Raw genomic sequence first — 15432 nt, 5'->3', positions numbered from 1 at the left:
GTCAGCTCGTCGGCGGCGATGTTGGGAAAGCCCTGCGCGAGCCAGTCCTGCGCCTGGACCGTCCACGAGCCGCCCGCGCGGCCAAGCAGCAGGATCGGCACCAGCATCATCCGATCGCGCGGCCCGAAGATCGTCGTGGCCGTCAGCAGACCGTCGTACCCATAGCGCGCCGCGAGCGCAAAGAGCGCCTCGGCATGACGCGCGGCCCCGTCCAGCTCCCCGGCTCGCTGATGCAAGATCGCCAGCCAGAGATGGACCAGCGCCTGGCCGTAGCTGTCGTGGCTGAGCGTAAACTGCTGGAGCGCCTGGCGCAGCCACTCCGTCGCCTCAGGCGATCGGTGGGCAACACAGACCGCGCCGAGCGCCGTCCAGAGCAGCGCCTCCGACCATCGATCGCCGCTGCGCTCGACGATCGTCAGGCCCTCGCGAGCAGCAGCCCTGGCCGCGGCCAGTTCGCCGCCAAAGCCATGTAGCAGCGCCAGCCCGATATAGGCTTCGACCTTGGTGCGCTGCACTTTGAAGCTATCGGCCAGCGCCATCGCCTGAAGATAGACCCGATGCGCGGTCATCACGTCGGGCGAGGGGCCGAGCTGGAGCGCATGGCCCAGCCGCATCCAGGCGATCGACTCGAACAGGCCGGAGCCGAAGCTGTGGGCTGCATCGAGGCCCTGCTGGGCATAGCGCAGCGCCGCCTCGTGCTCGCCCTGCAAGCCGCCGATCAGCGACAGGAGCAGCGTCACCTCGCGGTGCGCCTCAGGACGGCGATGCGGGATCGTCGCCTGATCGTGGGGCAGCTCGCGCTCAAGGATCGCCCGCGCCTCGCGCAACTGGCCCAGCCGCAGCAGCACCCGTGGCTGTGGCTCGTCGGCGCTGCCGCTCAGCCGCGCCGCAACGCGGTAGAGCCGCGCAGCCTGATCGGCGCGTCCAGCGTTGAGCCGGTTCTCGGCGATCAGCCGCAGCACCGCCGCGCGCTCGGTGGCTGCGTCGCGCGGCAGCAGCTTAAAGGCCTGTCTTAGCAGATCGTTGGCGGGCGTGGGCCGCACCGTATCGAGATACACCAGCGCCTGACCTTGCAGCGCACGGGCCTGACCATAGACATCACCCGCCGCGCCATACAGCCGCTCGGCGGAGCGATACGCCTCAAGCGCCAGCTCGAACCGTTCCAGGCAGCGGGCGGCATCGCCCCGCGCGATCAGCAGATGCGGATGCGCCGTCAGCACCTCGGCGGGAAGCTGATTCAGCCAGGCCAGCACCGTCACGAAGCGCCCGCCGTCCAGCCAGGACGTGATCCAGCGGGCGAGCTCGGCTGCCGTGCCCTTAAGATCATCGATCGCCAGCAGATGGTAGAGCACCTTCTCGCCAGCGCCGACGCCGCGATAGTAGGCCGCCGCGCGCTCGTTCAGGTCGATCCAATCGGGCAGCGACTCCTGGGCGCGCTGGTGGAGGAAGGCATGGAACAGCGGATGGTAGGTGTACAGGTCGTCGTCGTGCCGCGTCAGGAAGAGGCCACGGCGATAGAGCGCGCGCAGCCAGGTGGCGGAGGCGGTGCCGCCAAGAATCGCATTACAGGCCGCCGGATCGAGCTCCTCAAGCACCGAGGAGCGCAGCAAAAAGCGCTGGATCTCCTCCGGCTGTCTGGCAAAGACGTTCCGCGCCAGATACGAAAAGAGCGCATCCCGCGACTCGGACTGAAGCATCTGGGCCACGCTGGAGGCCGCGCCCGCGACCGGGCTTGAAACCAGGATCGGCGGCCTGGCTCGATCCGGCTGCGGCGTCGGCCACTCCGCCGTTTCGTGCAAGCTCTGCCAGATCAGATGCAGCGCAATCGCCCAGCCGCCCGTTTGCTCGCTCAGCAGCCTGGCCGTCGCGGGATCTAGCGCGTGCTCGTAGGCCGAGGCAAAGAGCGCTTCGATCTCCTCCGGCATAAAGGCCAGCGCGGCCTCGTCGATCTCAAGCAGCTCGCCGCGCACCTGAAGCGTCGGCAGGCCAGAGAGCTGGGGCCAGTGCCGGGTCGCCAGGATCAGGTGCAGCAGCGGCGGCGGCTGCGCGATCAGCCGCTCCACAAGCGCGCGCATATCAGGCAGCGGATCGATCGCATCGTAGTCGTCGAGCACCAGCAGCGTCTCGTCATCCAGCGCCTCGGCCAGATCGTTGATCAGCGCATCGAGCGCCTGGCTCCAGGCCTGCGTACCGCCGCTGCTGTGCTCAAGGATCGCCAGCGCGCGCGCGCCGGCCTGCGGCACGACGTTGCGGCAGGCATAGATCAGGTGCAGCAAAAAGATCAGCGGATCGTCGCTGCCCTCGGCCAGGCTATACCAGATCGTGGGCCAGCCGCCATGCATGGCAAACGAGGCCAGCACGCTGCTCTTGCCGTAGCCGACGCTTGCCCGCACGATCGTGAGCGGATACTCGGCGGCATCGGCCAGCAGCAGCTCCAGCCGGGGGCGGCGCAGCCACCGTCGAGGCAGGCGCGGCGGCATCAGCCGGGTACGAACGACAACATCTTCACCAAACATGGCGCTGTCTATCTGCGCTCATCGCCGCATACGGCTGGCGGCGATAAGGATTGGAGCACGACCGCATCGGCGCTGGCTGAAACATTCTACGTATTCTATCATAGCCTAATCCCCGGCCCGCCCGGTTGTAACTCGCCCTGAACTTGGTTGTAACTTCGCCACGCTATCATACGAGATGCAGCAAACTGCGCTCCGGTGTCGTGGATCGCCGTCTGCTGTGTGCGTCTGGACGCAGGTGATCCGGATGCAACGTCAACGGCGCAAAGACTGAGTACACGTTCAATGCAGAGCTTATATGACGAGCGGAGATCGATTCCGGTTGGAGCCCGCCGATACCGGCTGGCTGATTCTTATGCGTACGCCAGTGCATGCGTAGCCTACGGATGTACTGGTTTGTGCTGCATTGCGCGTGTCGCGAGCTTCGTCGGTCGGGAGCATCTTAAACAACCCAGGCATTCCACCACGTCTTGCCGAAAACCGATTGACAACGCTGGCCGAGCAGCAACACCCGCCGACGGTTACGCTGCGCCGCGTTGATCGCAAGGAAAGCACGAGTAACACAATGGGAATCGAATTGAACAACCGGGTCGCCGTGGTGACTGGCGGCGCAAACGGCATCGGCTACGCGACTTCGCTGACCTTTGCCCAGGCGGGCGCGTCCGTGGCCGTGTGGGACTACAACGACGAGGCCGGGCAGCGCGCCGTCGAGGCGCTTGACGGCATCGGCGCGCAGGCGCTCTTCTGTAAGGTCAACGTCGCGTCGCAGCCCGATGTCGAGGCGGCGGTCGCGGCGACGCTGGAGCGCTTTGGCCGGATCGACATCCTGATCAACAACGCCGGGATCACCCGCGACGCGCAGCTCGTCAAGGTCAAAGATGGCGAGGTCGTCGGCAAGCTCAGCGAGGACGATTTCGACCGGGTGATCGCGGTCAATCTCAAGGGCGTCTTCAACTGCACGCAGGCGGTCGTCCCGACGATGATTCGGCAGCGCTATGGCCGCATCGTCAACGCCGCGTCGGTGGTGGGGCTGTACGGAAACTTCGGCCAGACCAACTATGTCGCCTCGAAGTCCGGCGTGATCGGCATGACCAAGGTCTGGTCGCGGGAGCTGGGCAGGCGAGGCATTACGGTCAACGCGGTCGCGCCCGGCTTTATCGCCACCGAGATGACACAGGGCATGCCTGAGCATGTGCTCTCGGCGATGGTCGAGCACACGCCCGTGGGCCGTATCGGACAGCCGCAGGACATCGCCAACGCCTATCTGTTCCTGGTTTCGGACGAGGCCAGCTTTATCAGCGGGACGGTGCTGAGCGTGGACGGCGGCCTGATCATGGGCACGTAAGCATCCCGCATCCAGGCGCGGCACCTCGCGGGGCGATCCACGGGCTGCTCATCTTGCAGCACGCAGGGCACGAGCGCAACAAAAACTGGTGGAGTCTCCTACGCGAGGAGACTCCACCAGCGGAAGCCACCACAGCGCGGTGCTGCCGGTGCAGTTCAGCCGCGCCAGCGCCGTGAGACGAGCATAGGTTGTCTACGAAACCAGAAATTCCACATTCTCGGCGACCGCGTGGCCGTTTTTTAATACCGGTTCGAGCGCTTGAGCCGCAGGCGCGGCCAGCAGGTGCTTAAGCTCCGCGATGCGCCGCTGGCGCTCTATAGCCTGTTGCTGCTCAAGCTCCGCCTGGCGCTGCGCGTCGCGCCGGTTGATGGTGACAACCAGCAGCGACGGGAAGATCGCGATGACCGCTCCGGCAAGCAGCGACAGCGCCGGGAGGCGGGTGTGGCTCCGCCTGCCGGTCGCCAGCACCAGCAGGCTGCCTGCGGCAATCGCCAGACCACGGTTCACCGTCGTCTGATCCACGTCTGTATCGGCCACGCCGCCGGTGCAGCCGCACGAAACCTTAGCCTCCTGCTTGATCACCTGCCGCCCGGCGAACGCGAAGGAGCCGCCCAGCACTGCTCCCAGAACCGACCCTAGCGGATACATCCACCCGAACAGAAAAGACACGCCCGCTACCAGCTCTGCCCAGGGCAGCGCCAAACCAGTGGCATCGCTCAAGCGCTTGGGCAGAACGCCATACTGACGCACGGAGCGCCACGCATCGCGGTAGTTCGTAAACTTCAGCGCTGCGGAGTAGAGAAAGAGCGACCCCAGCCAGGCGCGCGTTAATGTCGAGATGATCTTCACGTGCTGCTCCATATGTATCTCGTGCAGAATCACGGCGCTTGTTCGGCAATAGCCGATTCTGCATCAGTAAATGGGAGTTTGGGGGACGCCCCCAGGTCCAGAGGGCGCCCATCCGGCCTGTCGGCGCGCTAGGCTTGCGGCCAGATCCAGATCCTCGTGGCGCGGAAGCCGCCATCCGGCAGGCGCAGACCCACCGCGCCCATCTTCGTGCCGGGGACGACGTTGGCGATGCCGACCGCCATCATGTCGCCCTCGCCGTCGGTGATGCGGATGACTTCCAGCGCCGAGGATAGCTCAATCTCACGATGGCCGCCCTTGATCGCGGCGATGCGCAGGCGGCTGCCCTGCGCCGTCATGTCGCCGCCCTGCGGCATCAGTTGCTCGACGGTGCCGTCGAGCCGCCCGATGTTGACCCACACGTTGTTGGCCTCAAGCGAGCCGTCGGCCAGCGCCGTGCCGCGCACGTCCACGTAATCACCGACCTGAATCTCGCTGTGGCTCACGCCCTCGAACTCTTTCCAGACCGCCGCCCGCGCGGGCAGGCGAATCGCGCGCATCTCGCTGCCGCCTACCAGCACGAGGCCCCCGACCGACTTTTCGACGACATAGCCGCCGAAGAAATTCGGATCGATCTCAGGGTGCTTCGAGGGAGCGGCTTCTGGATGCTTCTCAGGGTCGAGTTCGGGATGCTTCTCAGGATGCTTGTCGATCGAGTCGTGCGCTTTGAGCCTCGCAGCGCCGACCACGCCAGTCAGCCCAGGGTACAGGAAGTTCACGGCTGCCGCGCCGCCTGCTGCGACGATTTTAAGAAAACTGCGTCGTTCCATGAAATCGGCTCCTATACTTGAGTGGCTACGTTAGACAGTGGCCTGAACGTTCGATATGATGCCAGTGGACAGCGATGCGAACTGCGAGAAAAGCGCTTTGGTGAAGTCGACCATCACGCAGGTGCTGGGGCCGGTATCGACGCGGGTGCCGGTGCGGCTCCTGCCGCCATAGACGAATGTGCCGGAATTGCCGCAGTACACAGTCTTGTACACGCTATAGTTGCAGCACCACGAGCAGTTCGTCTTCCAGGCGAAGCCGTATGAGCCAGAGCGGCAGGTGCAGCAGCCGCCGACGCCACAGTACGAGCTTTGACCACAGGGCGTCGAGCAGTTGCTACCCTGGCAGCAGCAGCCGTCACAGCCGCAGGGATCGGGATAGCAGCAGAACCATGATGCTTTTCCGTAGTACGTTGCCATTGTTGATCTCCTCCATGAGTTAGTAGAAATCGCGGTGCGGTATGGACCAACATCAAACGTAGGCGTGAGCGTACTCACCCCATGGGAACGAATCAGAGCCAGGTCCCCCCCTCGATCGAAACCATCCCTGGCGCAGCTAAGAGACGGCTCTGCTGCTCCATCGAATAGCGATCCTCCTTTCCCCAGGCTGCGCAGGCCAGGCTGTTATGGCTCCGTGCCGGGTAGCACGACAACCTTCCACGGGCATGCATCCGGCAACGCGCCCGTCGGCGCGCTGCTGCCTTGAGGTGCGTTGCGCGCTCCCTCCGCTTCTATGATCAACACATCTGGTGGAGCCATACCGTCAACGACGATGCCATACGCCGATCAAACTATCTGCCATTTGTCCTGGGGGGTGAGAACGTGTGTCGCCGTTTGGATGTTGCCAGGCTCCCTGGGGAAACAGGAGCGGGTGTCACCTGTTGTAGGTGCGCAGCATGCCAAACATATAACCTGTCATCGTGTGTGCATCGACGTATACGCTGAGTTGGAGCGAAGCCAAGTTAACTATTAAATATAAATTAAATTTATTCTAAACGATCGACGGTAATAAGTCAAATTAAAGTTAATACGTCGATCCCTCGCTGGTAGAACTTTTTGACCACTCGCACCTGCGACAATCGGCTATGTGCGGTACACTACCATGTGAAACACGGTCTTAAAAAATTGCATAGGACAGATCTACGCTATGGCTGATTTTGTAGCACAGGACTCGATCGTACGGACCATCTGGGGCAACGCCGACACGATCTTGCTGGTCTTTGCCGGCTCGGCGGCGGAGTTTGCGCTGAATCGGGCTGTCGACTGGCTGTTTTTCACGGGCAACCTTCCGCGCAATCCGATCGGGCGGCTCTTCTCGACGGCGAGCTTCGCGCAGGATATTGTGTTCGTGGACGAGGCGACGGCACAGCAGACGCTCGACCGCATCACGGCAGCGCACAGCGCGGTCGAGCGGCGGCGCGAGCAGCGCCTGCCCGACTGGGCCAATCGCGATGTGCTCTACATGCTGATGGACTACTCGGAGCGGTCGTATGCGCTGCTGCACCGCCCGCTGACGATGGCGGAGCAGCAGGACAACTTCGCGGTCTTTCGGCGTGTCGGGGTGGGGCTGGGCATTCCCGATCTGCCGGAAACCTACGCGGACTGGCGCGTCGACCGGCAGCGCCATCTTGAGCGCGATCTGGTCTACAGCGACTACACGGCAGCGCTCTACGAGCAGTACCGGCGGCACCTCGGCGCGTGGCGCTACGATCTGCTGCTTCAGACCCAGGCGCTGCTGGTACCCGATCGGGTGCGCGAGCTGCTCGGGCTCAAGCCACATCCGCCGCTCGCGCGCCTGATATGGCTGTACCCGCTCATGCGACGGCTCCGGCTCCGCGCGCTTGTTCAGCGCATCTTGATGCCGCCGCGCTATCTCGCCGACGTTCGCCGCCTGGATCGACCGATCGCCGTCTAACAGCCCGGCGTGTCCGCCGCGCTACACCGTGCGGCTGTGCTCGTCGGGCGGCGGCAGCGCCGCGCGAAGCTGCTCCAGAATACGCTCATATGCCATCGGCCCGGCTACTCCGTGAGGCCGTGTCGCCTGCCCGGACCAGAGAATATCTCCTTGAAGATCGCGAATCACGAGCGAGCCGTAAAAGCTTTCGCCGGTATCTTCGCCATCCGCCTCTAGTTCTGCATCTGCGATCGAGCGATCATCCGTAAAATCGAATTGGCCGATGCGCTGCATCTCACGGATCAATCTGCGCCCGAATTCCGGCTCACCCAGCAAAGCGCCGACATATAGAGTATGTACCTGTGCTAAGGCTTTGCTCATAGGCCCCTCCTCAGAGTCGTTCCAAGCAAGATTAGTACCGTTCGGGCGCGAGCATGAGCCGTGTGTGGTCGCCAGACACAGCGATCTGCTGTGTGGGAATGCAAGCGGCGCTAGACCTCGATCACCTCGGCCTGGCCCGCGGTCAGATCGGTCAGCTCCGCGACAAACACGGGCAGGTCATCGACGGCAAACGAGAGCGCCAGCGTCACATCGACCGCAAAGTCTTCGCTCAGGATCTCGCCGTTGTGCGCCGCTACCAGCCGCTTGACCTGCTCATAGTGAGCATACGGGATCGTCAGCAACACCTGGCGTTTCTCGATCTTCTCGGCGCGCGGCAGCGCCTCAAGCACGGCCCGAACAGCATCGCCGTACGCGCGCACCAGGCCACCCGTGCCCAACAGCGTGCCGCCGAAATAGCGCGTCACGACGACGGTGGCATCGCCCAGGCCGCTGCCGCGCAGCACCGCCAGCGCCGGACGGCCCGCAGTGCCGCCGGGCTCGCCGTCGTCGCTTATGCCGAGCGTGGTCGTCGCGCCGTAGCCCACGACATAGGCAAACACATTATGCGTCGCGTCGGCAAACTCGCCGCGCATCCGGGCGATAAACTCCTTCGCCGCATCGACTGTGGGTGTGTGCGCGATCGTTGCGATGAAGCGCGAGTTGGAGACGCGAATCTCGGTGCGCGTCTCGGCGGCAGGGATCGGGTAACGCTGGGCTTCAGACATAGCGCGGCCTGTCTCACTCCTCTAGGATCGATGCTCCAAAGTGTACTACAGCCTGGCACAGAACCGAGAACTGAACAAAACAGGAACAAACGAACAAAACGCACTACTTTGTTGTTTCCCTTGTTCCCTTGCCCCTGGCTGATTGGAACATCTGCCTGCTTTTGGAGTACACTTGAGGGCATAAGGAGCGACACATGCGCAAACTGCTAGAGCATGGTCCATGCTTTATCTGCGGCACGTCCAACCCGGACAGCATGGGCGTTACCTGGTGGGCCGACGCGGCAGGCTGCATTCATACTACGATTACCCTGAGCGTGGCACAGCAAGGACCGCCCGGCTATGTCCACGGCGGCGCGTCGGCGGCGCTGCTGGATGAGGTGATGGGCATGGCGGTCTGGAACGCCGGGTATCAGGTAGCCTCGGTCAACCTTGAGTGCGAGTACCGCCGCCCGCTGCCGCTCGGCACCGAGCTGCATGTCATGGGCGAGATCGTCGAAAAAACCGGCAGCGCGATCCGGGCACGCGGCACGATCACGCTGCCCGACGGCACGCAGGCGGTCATTGGACGCGGCATCTACGTCGAAGCGCCGCACCTGTTCGAGCACATCATGGGCGCGCCGACCCGCTCGGAGGCGGAGCAGCGGCCCGATCCGAGCGAAGCGGCGGACAGGCGCGCGTAGGCGGGCCGTCTGCCACGGAGGAGCTATGAGCAACCTACCGCCGGAGCTGCCGCACGCCCCGGAGTTTCCCGACGATCTCGACTGGATCAACACGGCTGGTCCGCTGCGCCTGAGCGATCTGCGCGGCAAGCTCGTCATGCTCGACTTCTGGACCTATGGCTGAATCAACTGCGTGCATGTGCTGCCGCAGTTGCGGCGGCTCGAAGCCCAATTCCATAGCGAGCTGGTGGTGATCGGCGTCCATTCGGGCAAGTATCCCAACGAGCGGCGCACGCCGCATATCGAGCACGCGGCGCTGCGGCTGGGCGTCGAGCACCCGATCCTCAACGATCGTAAATATCGCACCTGGCGCTCGTACAGCGTCCAGGCGTGGCCGACGCTGGTCATGATCGATCCGCAGGGCCGCTACCTCGGCGCGCAGCCGGGCGAGACGAGCGCCGAGCAGTGGACGCCCGTGCTCCAAAAGCTGATCGCGCAGTACGACGAGCAGGGCACGCTCGACCGGCGTCCGCTCGCGCTCGCGCCGTTGCAGGCTGCCGAGCAGCGCCGCCCGCTGCGCTATCCCGACAAAGTGCTGGCCGACGAGCAGGGCCGTGTGTTCATCGCCGACACGGGCCATCATCGGATCGTCGTGGCCGCGATCGAGGGAGAATGTTTGAGAGTAACAAAGGTTATCGGCAGCGGACACGCGGGGCATGCCGACGGGCCTGCGCCGAGCGCGGCGTTCAACCATCCGCGCGGCCTGGCGCTCCACGGCCATACGCTCTACGTCGCCGACACCGATAACCATATGCTGCGCGCGGTCGATCTTGCCAGCGACAGCGTGACAACCGTCGCGGGCACCGGGCAGCGCGGCGCGAATCCGCGTGCGAGCGGCAGCGGCGCGCGCATCGGCCTTGCCTCGCCGTGGGACCTCGTAATGCACAGCGGCAGGCTCGCGATTGCGATGGCCGGGCTGCACCAGCTCTGGTGGTTCGACCCAGCCAACGGCAGAGTCGAGCCGCTGGCTGGCAACGCCCGCGAGGCGCTCGACGACGGGCCGCTGCTGAGCGCGGCGCTGGCGCAGCCCTGCGGCATCACCAGCGACGGCGTCTCGCTCTTCTTCGCCGATAGCGAGTCGCAGGCGATCCGCCGGGCGACGACTGGCCGGGACGGACAGGTGACAACGATCGTCGGAACCGGCCTCTTCGACTACGGCGACAAAGACGGCGTGGCCGATGAGGCGCTGCTGCAACATCCACAGGCGGTGGTCGCTCACGGCGGGCGGCTGTACGTCGCCGACAGCTACAACCATCGCATCAAGATCGTCGATCCGGTCACGCGCGAGTGCCGTAGCTGGCTTGGCGGTCGGCGCATCCCCGGCTACAGCGACGGCGCGGCGGAAGCGGCGGCATTCTACGAGCCGGGCGGCCTCAGCATCGGCGGCGATACGCTGTGGATCGCCGACACCAACAATCACGCGATTCGCGCCGCCGATCTCGCCACCGGCAACGTACGAACCGTGGAGATCGTTGGTCTGGATGCCGTTTGAACGGGGAACCAAGCACCAAGCGGGGAACAAAAGAACAAGGGAACAAGAAGCGGGGCAGCGGGCAGAGCAACTCCTGACCCCTAGCCCCTGATCCCCGACCCCTGATCCCTGAACTTGAAACTTGGAACTTGGAACTTGCAACCCATAGAGGAGAAGTATGAAAGCAGTTCGAGTCAACGAGTACGGCGGCCCTGAGCGCCTCAGCTATGAGGATCTGCCGCTGCCGGAGCCGGGGGCCGGAGAAGCCCGAGTCAAGATCGTCGCGGCTGGCGTCAACTTTATCGACGTGTACCAGCGCAGCGGCCAGTACAAAGGCGCGCCGCCGTTCACGCTCGGCACCGAGGGCGCGGGCGTGGTGGATGCGGTCGGGGCCGACGTGACCGATCTTGAGGTCGGCGAGCGGGTAGCCTTCGCGATGAGCCCCGGAGCGTACGCCGAGTACGCGGTTGTGCCAGCCTGGAAGCTGGTGCCGGTGCCCGAAGAGATCGATCTGGAGACGGCGGCGGCGGTGATGCTGCAAGGCATGACCGCGCACTATCTTGCCCGCAGCACGTTTCCGATCGAAGTTGGACAGAGCGCGCTGATCCACGCCGCAGCCGGTGGCGTCGGGCTGCTGCTGGTGCAGATCGCCAAGCAGCGCGGCGCGTTCGTGATCGGCACGGTTTCGACCGAGGAGAAGGAGCATCTCGCGCGCAGAGCCGGTGCCGATGCGATCATTCGCTACACCGAGCAGGATTTTGTCGCCGAGACGCGCCGCCTGACCGACGGCAAAGGCGTGCATGTGGTCTACGACTCGGTCGGCAAGACGACGTTCGAGGGCAGCCTGAATAGCCTGCGTCCGCGCGGCTACCTGGCGCTGTTCGGACAATCCAGCGGCGCGGTTCCGCCATTCGATCCGCAGATCCTCAACGCCAAAGGCTCGCTGTTCCTGACACGACCGTCGCTGGCGCACTACACCGCTGACCGCGCAGAGCTGCTGTGGCGGTCCAATGAACTCTTCAACTGGATCGCGGCGGGCGATCTCGACGTGAGGATCGATCGGACGGTGCCGCTCTCGGATGTGGCGGCGGCGCATCGCGCGCTGGAAGGCCGCGAAACTGCGGGCAAAGTGTTGCTGATCCCATAGCAGGAGGCCGAATGAGACTCGACGTAGGATTGCCCGTCGAAGGCAAGCATCTGCCGAGCGTCGCCAGGATCGCGCAGATGGCGGAGGCGCTGGGCTTTGCGGGCATGTGGACCAGCGAAACCAAGCACGATGCGTTCTTGCCGCTGGTGCTCGCCGCCGAGCACACGCACACGCTCCAGCTTGGCACGTCCGTCGCCATAGCCTTTTCGCGCTCGCCGATGGTGACAGCCCAGCTCGCCTGGGATTTGCAGGATTTTTCGGGTGGTCGGCTGCTGCTGGGGCTGGGCACGCAGGTCAAGCCGCACATCGAGCGACGCTTCAGCATGCCCTGGGATGCGCCCGTCGCGCGGCTGCGCGAGTACATCCTGGCGCTGCGGGCAATCTGGCAATCGTTCCAGACCAACGGCCCGCTCGACTTTCGCGGCACGTTCTACCAGCATACGCTGATCACGCCGTTTTTCAACCCCGGCCCGATCGAGCATCCGAATATCCCCATCTCAATCGCGGGCGTCAACACCGGGCTGGCGCGGCTGGCTGGGGAGCAGTGCCAGGGCTTTCATGTACATCCGTTTCACTCGCCGCAGTACGTGCGCGAGGTGATCCGCCCGGCGATCAGCGCGGGCGCGGAGCAGCAGGGTCGCAGGATCGACGATGTGGAGCTGGCGACCAGCGTGTTCATCATCACGGGCCGCAGCGCCGCCGCGATTACGGAGCAGCGCGAGCGAATGCGGGCACAGATCGCGTTCTACGCCTCGACGCCGACGTACCGCGTGGTGCTGGAAACACACGGCTGGGCGGAGATCGGCGAGCGGCTGTCGCAGCTAGCGAAGCACAGGCGCTGGCCTGAGATGTCGACGCTGATCTCCGACGAGATGCTGCATACGCTGACCGTGGAGGCCGGGCCGGACGAGATCGGCCATGCGGTGCGCGAGCGCTACACCGGCCTGATCGACCGCGTGGCGTTCTATCTGCCGTTCGAGCCGGAGCGGGATGATGCGTTCTGGCGCACGACGATCGCCGCGCTTCATGGCTCCTAACTCTAAGACACCCGGCAACCAAGACTGAGCCGACATCGATCGGTAGGTGGGTCGAAGCCTACTGGTCAGATAGATAACAGCAAAACAGCCTTCCCCGCTCAGGAGGAAGGCTGTTGGATCTTTCAGTCGCGGAATCCGGAGGTTGACTACCAGCACTCATACTCCGATGTATTGCACCAGGACGAGTACGAAGGGCAAGATACCGCTGTGACCGGGTAGTCAAACGTATCGTTGACGCCCCCATCAATAGCCTCGATCAGGCCCGCTGGATGTGCTGGAAGAGCAGCCCGCTGTTCATCGCTGAGGCTTAGTCGGTACTCCTCGTCTTTCCAGGCACGAATGATATGACTTGTGGGCATAGACACCTCCACCAAGACTAGGGGGGTGGAATGTAGGGGGTTTTGCAATTATAGCAAACACATATGGCTACGTCTACGTTTCCGTACATGTGCATCTCCGCCTTTCGTCTGAAACACAACCATGCAAACCTGCGGTATAATCCAGGGTGCCACGCCCCGAAGCCTCGCGGCTGGCTGACTGTCATGCAGCAAGGAGTGTTCGATGTTCACAACCCCATTCTTCCACGCGGCATACTAAATCCGGGGACACTCCGTGTGTCTCCGCCCTCAGGAGGCACGATGCTTCAAGTTCAAAATCTCCACAAAAGCTACGGCACGGCCACGGTGCTGGCCGGAGTTGAATGTATCGTCAACGCTGGAGAGCACGTCGGCCTGATCGGACCCAACGGCACCGGCAAATCCACCCTTCTACGCTGCATCTTGCGCCAGGAGCAGCCCGACTCCGGCACAATCGTGCTGTCGCCGCCGGATCTGGCGATCGGCTATCTGCCCCAATCCTTCGACGATCTGGGCGATCGAACGCTCGGCGCTGTGGTCGCGGCGGCGCAGGCCGAATGGCTCGGCGCAGAGGCCGCGCTGCAACAGGCGGCGGAGTCGCTCGCCACCGCCGATGATCCCGACGCGGCGATAGAAGCCTACGACGCGGCGCTGTCACAGTTCGAGGCGCTCGGCGGCTACGAGCGCGAGCATCGCGCCGCGTCGGTGCTGGATGGCCTGGGGTTGGGCGGGATCGATCCTGGCACGCGGGCGGCGGCGCTGAGCGGCGGGCAAAAGACCCGGCTGGCGCTGGCGACGCTGCTCTTGCGCGAGCCGCATCTGCTGCTGCTTGACGAGCCAACCAATCATCTCGACGTGACGGCGCTGGAATGGCTGGAGAGCTTCGTCCAGAACTACCCGCACGCCGCGCTGATCGTCTCGCACGATCGCGCGTTTCTGGATCGCACGGTTCGGCGCGTCCTGGCGCTCGATCCCGACACGCGCACGATCAAAAGCTACAGCGGCAACTACAGCGCGTATGCCGCCGCGCGCGAGCACGAGCACGAGCTGCATGTCGAAGCCTGGAAGCGCCAGCAGGAGTACATCGCGCAGACGCGCCAGGACATCATGCGGCTCAAGATGCAGGCGCTCAACGTCGAGCTGAGCAGCACACCCAAGGATAGTGACGCCAAGTTCTTTCTGAGCGGCAAGGGCGGCTCCAAAAAAGTCGCACGCAAGGCCAGAGCGCGCGAGCGCAAGCTGGAGCGCTACCTTGAGTCGGATGAGCGCGTCGACAAGCCGCGCGCGCACTGGTCGCTCAAGCTCGACTTCGGGCCGCCGCCGCCGGGTGGACGGGCCGTGCTGCGCGTCGAGGATCTGACGTTCAGGTATCCCGGCTGTCCGCCACTGCTCGTGGACACCAGCCTGGAGGTCCAGTACGGCGAGCGAATCGCCGTCGTCGGACCGAACGGCGCGGGCAAGACCACGCTGCTGCGGCTGATCGAGGGGCGGCTGCAACCACAGCAGGGACAGATCCGGCTGGGCGCGAACGTTCGGCTGGGCGTCCTCTCGCAGGAGCACGCGACGCTTGATCTCGATCGGACGGTGCTGGCGACGGTGCTGCACGAGCGCCCGATGAGCGAAACCGAGGCGCGCAGCTTTCTGCACTTCTTCCTCTTCGGCGGCGACCGCGTCTTCCGGCGGGTGCGCGAGTGCTCGCTGGGCGAGCGCAGCCGCCTGCAACTGGCGCTGCTGGTGCTGCGCGGCTGCAATCTGCTGCTGCTGGACGAGCCGCTGAATCATCTCGACATCGAGGGACGCGAGCACTTCGAGGCGGCGCTGGAGGCCTTCGCGGGCACGGTGATCGCCGTAGCGCACGATCGCGCTTTTCTGCACAATTTCGCCGAGCGGATCGTGGAGGTTGGGCAGGGGCGGTCGCGCAGCTTCGAGGGCGACTACGAGGCGTATCTGCATCATCTGAGCAACCTATCCCACGCATAAACCGAGAGGCGCTCGGTGCGAGCGCCTTTTCTGCCGCTGATCCCACACCATGCGGCTCCGATCGTGGCACGTATTCTGCCGAACGGCGGTGGTTATGTTACCCGATGCAGGAGCACAGCATGGTGAAATTCTTTTCCACTAAAACTCACGGCATGCTCGATTATCTCACGGCGGGATCGCTGCTGGCGCTG

Annotated in this window: 14 protein-coding genes; 8 read left to right on the top strand and 6 right to left on the bottom strand. The window is 64.3% G+C overall.

Annotation, left to right across the window (positions count from 1 at the left end):
- Positions 1 to 2516: hypothetical protein (locus VFZ66_03490; GenBank protein ID HEX6288223.1), on the bottom strand; the 2516-nt coding region annotated here is incomplete at its 3' end.
- 562 nt (positions 2517 to 3078) lie between these two features.
- Between VFZ66_03490 and fabG the strand changes: the two genes are divergently transcribed.
- Positions 3079 to 3858 carry a 3-oxoacyl-ACP reductase FabG gene (gene fabG, locus VFZ66_03485; GenBank protein HEX6288222.1) on the top strand — a complete coding sequence of 260 codons (780 nt, stop codon included), beginning with the start codon at positions 3079 to 3081 and terminating at the stop codon, positions 3856 to 3858.
- A 192-nt stretch (positions 3859 to 4050) separates the two neighbouring features.
- On the opposite strand, the gene VFZ66_03480 is transcribed toward fabG, so the two are convergent.
- The 3 genes from VFZ66_03480 to VFZ66_03470 form a co-directional block, all read right to left on the bottom strand.
- On the bottom strand, positions 4051 to 4719 hold the full coding sequence (locus VFZ66_03480) for a MauE/DoxX family redox-associated membrane protein (GenBank protein ID HEX6288221.1): 669 nt from the start codon (positions 4717 to 4719) through the stop codon (positions 4051 to 4053).
- 116 nt (positions 4720 to 4835) lie between these two features.
- Positions 4836 to 5534 (bottom strand): hypothetical protein, encoded by a 699-nt coding sequence (locus VFZ66_03475; protein HEX6288220.1) that lies wholly within the window; start codon positions 5532 to 5534, stop codon positions 4836 to 4838.
- A 30-nt stretch (positions 5535 to 5564) separates the two neighbouring features.
- Positions 5565 to 5951, bottom strand: coding sequence for a hypothetical protein (locus VFZ66_03470; GenBank protein ID HEX6288219.1), 387 nt, complete (start codon positions 5949 to 5951; stop codon positions 5565 to 5567).
- A 727-nt stretch (positions 5952 to 6678) separates the two neighbouring features.
- Between VFZ66_03470 and VFZ66_03465 the strand changes: the two genes are divergently transcribed.
- Positions 6679 to 7446, top strand: a complete 768-nt coding sequence (locus tag VFZ66_03465; GenBank protein HEX6288218.1) for an oxygenase MpaB family protein — start codon at positions 6679 to 6681, stop codon at positions 7444 to 7446.
- 21 nt (positions 7447 to 7467) lie between these two features.
- On the opposite strand, the gene VFZ66_03460 is transcribed toward VFZ66_03465, so the two are convergent.
- Both VFZ66_03460 and VFZ66_03455 read right to left on the bottom strand, forming a co-directional pair.
- A complete protein-coding gene (locus VFZ66_03460) occupies positions 7468 to 7806 on the bottom strand; it encodes a hypothetical protein (protein ID HEX6288217.1) in 339 nt (112 codons plus the stop codon).
- Between the two features lie 110 nt (positions 7807 to 7916).
- On the bottom strand, positions 7917 to 8531 hold the full coding sequence (locus VFZ66_03455; GenBank protein HEX6288216.1) for a YigZ family protein: 615 nt from the start codon (positions 8529 to 8531) through the stop codon (positions 7917 to 7919).
- 194 nt (positions 8532 to 8725) lie between these two features.
- Between VFZ66_03455 and VFZ66_03450 the strand changes: the two genes are divergently transcribed.
- The 6 genes from VFZ66_03450 to VFZ66_03425 all read left to right on the top strand — a co-directional run bounded on the left by VFZ66_03450 (position 8726) and on the right by VFZ66_03425 (position 15241).
- Positions 8726 to 9211, top strand: a complete 486-nt coding sequence (locus tag VFZ66_03450) for a PaaI family thioesterase (GenBank protein ID HEX6288215.1) — start codon at positions 8726 to 8728, stop codon at positions 9209 to 9211.
- A gap of 25 nt (positions 9212 to 9236) precedes the next feature.
- The gene (locus tag VFZ66_03445) at positions 9237 to 9374 is read left to right on the top strand and encodes a hypothetical protein (protein ID HEX6288214.1); all 138 of its coding nucleotides are present in this window, start codon (positions 9237 to 9239) and stop codon (positions 9372 to 9374) included.
- Between the two features lie 9 nt (positions 9375 to 9383).
- Entirely contained in the window at positions 9384 to 10742 is a 1359-nt protein-coding gene (locus VFZ66_03440; protein HEX6288213.1) for an alkyl hydroperoxide reductase, read from the top strand.
- Positions 10743 to 10899: 157 nt separating this feature from the next.
- Complete coding sequence (locus VFZ66_03435) at positions 10900 to 11868, top strand: quinone oxidoreductase (GenBank protein ID HEX6288212.1); 969 nt, start codon at positions 10900 to 10902, stop codon at positions 11866 to 11868.
- A gap of 11 nt (positions 11869 to 11879) precedes the next feature.
- Complete coding sequence (locus VFZ66_03430) at positions 11880 to 12905, top strand: TIGR03617 family F420-dependent LLM class oxidoreductase (protein ID HEX6288211.1); 1026 nt, start codon at positions 11880 to 11882, stop codon at positions 12903 to 12905.
- 638 nt (positions 12906 to 13543) lie between these two features.
- Positions 13544 to 15241 (top strand): ABC-F family ATP-binding cassette domain-containing protein, encoded by a 1698-nt coding sequence (locus VFZ66_03425; protein HEX6288210.1) that lies wholly within the window; start codon positions 13544 to 13546, stop codon positions 15239 to 15241.
- Positions 15242 to 15432 lie beyond the last annotated feature (191 nt).

This window comes from Herpetosiphonaceae bacterium, from assembly GCA_036374795.1.
Taxonomy (GTDB): domain Bacteria; phylum Chloroflexota; class Chloroflexia; order Chloroflexales; family Kallotenuaceae; genus LB3-1.
Note: the sequence above shows the minus strand (reverse complement) of the source record. Positions and strands in the feature narration are given on the sequence as shown.